At 67.8% G+C, this 4,816-nt stretch carries 3 protein-coding genes and 1 pseudogene; 2 read left to right on the forward strand and 2 right to left on the reverse strand.

What is annotated here, in order from left to right; all coding sequences use genetic code 11:
* Window positions 1-225: pseudogene (locus ACWDA7_RS50455) on the forward strand (hypothetical protein); the annotation flags it as partial.
* A 161-nt stretch (window positions 226-386) separates the two neighbouring features.
* On the opposite strand, the gene ACWDA7_RS50460 reads toward ACWDA7_RS50455, so the two are convergent.
* Window positions 387-1,625 carry a ThuA domain-containing protein gene (locus ACWDA7_RS50460; RefSeq protein ID WP_450614634.1) on the reverse strand — a complete coding sequence of 413 codons (1,239 nt, stop codon included), beginning with the start codon at window positions 1,623-1,625 and terminating at the stop codon, window positions 387-389.
* A 433-nt stretch (window positions 1,626-2,058) separates the two neighbouring features.
* Here ACWDA7_RS50460 and ACWDA7_RS50465 point away from each other — a divergent pair, with 433 nt between their 5' ends.
* Window positions 2,059-3,765 (forward strand): MFS transporter, encoded by a 1,707-nt coding sequence (locus ACWDA7_RS50465; RefSeq protein ID WP_450614636.1) that lies wholly within the window; start codon window positions 2,059-2,061, stop codon window positions 3,763-3,765.
* Between the two features lie 331 nt (window positions 3,766-4,096).
* Here ACWDA7_RS50465 and ACWDA7_RS50470 read toward each other — a convergent pair.
* On the reverse strand, window positions 4,097-4,816 hold a 720-nt coding region (locus ACWDA7_RS50470; protein ID WP_450614638.1), incomplete at its 5' end, for a helix-turn-helix domain-containing protein.

Below are 4,816 nucleotides of genomic sequence, written 5' to 3' on the forward strand. Positions count from 1 at the left end.
CTCTTGTGCGAACTGCGCCGCCGGTCCAGCAGCCTGATCCCGCCCATGGCCCTGCACTGCGCCCTCAACAGCTTCGGCTACGCCTTGGCCTGGGCAGCTGCCGACGGGAGGGGCGGACGCCTGCCAGGAGCCACGCCGCGCCTGGGCCAGCGGGCCACCGTCCTTTTCCGACACCTCGTCAGCGACTGCTACCGGCAGATGGCTCCCTGCGTCGTGCCTTCTTGAATGGCCGTCGAAGTGACACGGCGTGGGGAGTCCAAAGAACGCCGACAACGGGCTGCCGCAGGTGAGCCGACGGCCGTTGCCTCTCGTAGGCGACCCGTCGTTCAAACTGCGCCAGCCCGCTGCGTGTCCACAACGGAGCAGACAGCGCGCCTGTCAGCCGGTCAGGAAGGCAGTGTCCAGCTCTGATTGGCCGCGCCGGTGCACGACCAGATCTGCAGCCGTGTGCCGTTGGCAGAGCTGGGGCCGGTGGCGTCCAGACACTTCCCGGACTGCGGATTCACCAGCGCGCCGGCCGTACCCGGTTGCCACTTCTGCGCGCCGGTGCCGTTGCAGTCGTACAGCTGCACCTTGGTGCCGTTCGCGGTGCCGCCCGAGGTGACGTCCATGCACTTGCCGAGTGCCTGCAGGCTGCCATCGCCCGCTACCGTCCAGTTTTGCGCAGACGTGCCGTTGCAGTCGTACAGCTGCACCGCCGTGCCGTTGGCGCTGTTGGCACCCGCGATGTCCACACACTTGCCACCGTATCCATGGATCGGACCGGTGGGGCGCGGCGGAGTGATCGGTCCTGACTGTCCGCCCAGCCAACGCAGGCCCTGTATGAGCAGCTGGTTCTGCTGCGTGCTGGCGAAGGTGGAGGACAGGGTGGTGTTGGTGGAGTAGTCCATGGCGTTGTGGCCGAAGTTGGCGTAGATCATCTTGTAGTTGCGGTTGGACCAGACGATCGGGTAGTAGCCGCTATACCACGACTGGTTGGGGTCCGTGCCGACCGGAAACGTGGAGGAGTCCATCGACGCGAGGATGTCGATGGCCGGGTTCTGCCGCAGGTCGTACTGCCAGCTGTACCACTCGCTGACCGAGGAGCTGATGGTGGCCGGCAGGCCCGCCGTCGCCGGGTGAGTGGAGTCGTCGATCCTCAGCGTCTCGGAGGTCGGCCCCCAGGTGTTGGTCTGGAAGGTGCCCGTGCCAAGGAAGGTGTTGTGGTACCAGGGCCAGTCGCTGCTGTCGGTGTTGAAGGCCGAGACGTGGAAACCCAGGAAGCCGCCACCGTTGTTCATGTACGTCTGAAACGCGGACTGCTGCGCGGCGGTGTGGGGGTAGTTGTCGAGGAACATCACCACTTGGTAGTTGGCCAGGTTGGCGGTGTTCAGCTGGTTCCAGTCGTTGGTCGAGGTGTACGAAAAGCCGTACTGCGCGGCAGCCTGCGGGAACCAGGAGTTGGCCTCGTGGACGAAGCTGATGTGCGCCGCGTCATAGGTCCCGTCGTAGAAGGCGATCACCTTGAAGGCAGGCGCCGCCTGGGCGGCGTGTGCCGAACCGGCCTGCAAGCCGAGCAGCACAGCGAACAGTGCGAACAGCCGTGTAAGGGTCCGGGGCCATCCGCGGGTGCAAGGTCCGAACATGTGGAGCCCTTCCTCGTACGCGAAGGAATGGGAACTTGCGCCATCCACTGCCTTCCATACGTCCAGCTCATGCGCATGTCAATGGTCCAGACCAAGAGCCAGGTGGTTTAGACCCATCCGCCCGACTAAAAGCCGCGCCGTACGTCCTCGGGCCGGGAGGACGCCGACATCGTCGCCTTCAGGGGCGAGTTGCCGGGGTTCGGTTGCGACTCCTACGGCAGCGGGGCATGCGCGGCGTCAAGGATGCGCCCTGGCTCACGAAGGAGATCAAGGGGCGGGGGCGCCGGATTTCGGGGCGGGGAACGCGCACCGCGCACCCCCTAGGCATGCCGACCGGTCGGTACTACCCTCGGCCCAACTCGGACCCCGCGTACGAGTTCTGGTTGTTCCGAGACGACCCCACCGGTATTCCTGCAACGTTTGGAGGAGCCGTATGTCCGCCACTCCGACGTCACTCGACGACGGCAGACCGGGGCCCTCAGCCCCGGCCGCCGGTGCCCGTAGCACACTCGCCCGGCTGCTGCGCCGGGACCTGACCGCGTATCCGGCCACCGGGCGCCGGCTGGCGTATCTGGCGATCGTTGTCGTCACCACCGTGGTGCTCTACTACATGCTCTACATTCAGTACGCGGTCGCGACGTCGATCATCACCCACTTCGGCATGACCTACCGCTACTTCGTGTGGGTGTCGGTGATCGGCAACGCCGTCGGCGCCTTCGCCTCGCTCGCCGCCGGGCTCGCCGACCGGTGGGGCCGCGCCAACATGGTCGTCTACGGACTGCTCGCTGCCTCGCTGCTGGTGTACTTCGGGCTGCCCAACGTCGACGGCAAGGCGACGTACCTGGTGCTGTTCGCACTGGTCAGCTTTGTCGAGGGCGTGGTGCTGGTGGCCACGCCCGCGCTCATCAGGGACTTCTCACCGCAGTTGGGCCGGGCCACGGCGATGGGCGCCTGGACGATGGGCCCGGTCGTCGGCAGCCTGGTCGTCACCGTTGTCACCAGCAGCACTCTGGACACCTCCAGTTGGCAGGACGAACTGCGCTACTCCGCGCTCTCCGGCTTCGTGGTGTTCGTGTTCGCGCTCTTCGCGCTGCGCGAGCTGTCACCCGCCCTGCGCGACCAGATCATGGTCACCCTGCGGGACCGGGCGCTGGTCGAGGCGCGCGCCAAGGGCATCGACCCGGCGTCGGCCCGCCGAGGGGAATGGCGGCAGATGCTGCGGCTGGACGTCACCGGCTCAGCCGTGGCCATCTCCATCTACCTACTGCTGTACTTCGCCGCGGTCGGCAACTTCGTGGTCTTCTTCGCCACCACCTACGGCTACAGCGAGCAGCGGGCGAACGCCGTCGCCAACTGGTACTGGGCCCCCAACGCGATCGCGCTGGTCGTGGTGGGCCTGCTCTCCGACCGGATCAGGGTCCGCAAGCCGTTCATGATCATCGGTGCGCTCGGCTCGATCATCGCCACGGCCGTGTTCGCCACCCGCGCCACCCACCCGGCCACCGACTACTACACCTTCGCCTGGCTGTTCGTGGCCATCGGCGTGTTCAGCGGCATCGCCTACGCGCCGTGGATGGCGAGCTTCACCGAGACCGTCGAGAAGCACAACCCGGCCGCCACCGCCACCGGCCTCGCGGTGTGGGGGTGGACGATCCGCGTGGTCGTCGCGGTCTCCGCGGCGTTCATCCCGGTGCTGGTCACCTCGGTCACGCCGCTCGTCGACCACGGCGCCGAGGTCGCCGCGGCGCAGAAGCAGGCCGCCCCCGCGCTCGCGATCGTCGGCGCCCATCCGCAGACCTTCGCCGAACTCGGCTCGTACGCCCCGGGCAAGGTGCCTCCGGACGTCGCCGCGCGGGCACAGCAGGTGGTCGGCGCTGCGGACCTGGCCACCGTGCAGAAAGCGCAGCCACAGCTCGACCTGCTGAAGAAGTACGGGACCACGGTGCAGAAGGCCGCGCACGACGGGCCGGGCCAGTGGCGGACCTGGTGGTGGATCTGCGTCGGCGGCCAGGTGCTGTTTCTGCCGTTCGTCTTCCTGATGACCGGGCGCTGGAGCCCCAAGCGCGCCCGTGAGGACGCCGAGCTGCACCAGCAGGCGGTGGACCGCGAGTTGGCCGCGCTCGCGGCAGAACGGGCCTGATCCTGCCGCCGGCACGCGTCCTGCCGGCGGGTAGCACGGCTGGGAGCACGGCCTGAGGAGCGTGCCGATCCCGAGCGCGGTCCGCAGGCCCGCGCTCGGCTCGCCCGGCCGCGGGCGAGGGGCCGGTGACCTGCCCGATTCCTCGATCGTGGCGGCACCGCAGCAGCGACACGGGCAGGTGCTCGGGGCGTCTGACGAAGTCGGAGCAGACCGAGTAGTCCTTCATCGCCATCGGCGGTGTTCTCGCTTCCTCCGGATCAAGCAGATCCAGTATCAGCGTGTCCACCACTCAGGGGGAGGCCCCAAGGCCGGGTAGTTAACGATCTCCGTGTCACTGCAAGGGAGTTGGTGACCATGTTGTGGCGGTGTAGAGGCCGGGTCCGATCTTGTGGATGAGTCCGCTCTCGGCCCATCTGGAGAGTTGTCTGTACATGGTGTCCAGGGTGACGTCGCCGAAGTGAGCCGCGATGTCGCGGGGTCTCCACAGGCGGGTGGGGTCTTCTTCGAGCAGGGCCAGGATTCGGTGTCTGCGGCGCTCGGTGGGGGCGGTGTGCCGGTCGTCCCGGGAGGTGGTGGGCAGCGCGGGCTGCGGTTGTGAAGGTTCGAGGACGCTGACGTCGAGGCTGGTGACGGTGCGGCTGTGATCGGGTCTGCCGTCGTTGTGTCGTTCGTTGTATCGGGAGGTCGGTGATTTGACCTTGCGGGTGCTCACGCGGGGGCGACGGGGTGGCAGGAGTGCGGCCAGGACGCGGCGTCCGATGGTGCCGACTGGGTCGCCGGCGTCCATGATGACGCCGGCGGCCTGGATTACCTGCTCACGGGCGGTCTGGAGGGCGATGGTGAAGCCGCAGCGGTCCGGGTCGGTGCCGGGGAGGGACTCGGCTGCATCGACCATCGCCGTGCGCAGGAGTTGGTAGAGCGCCAGCAGGGACCACATCTCCTGCTCGACGCCGACGCGGTCACCCGAGCGCAGCACCCGCCCGGACATGATCGTGTGGCGGAGCGCGTAGTACGCCGATTCGTGCTCCCACCGCTGGTGATACAGGCTGAC

Source organism: Streptomyces sp. NPDC001156 (genome assembly GCF_053598275.1).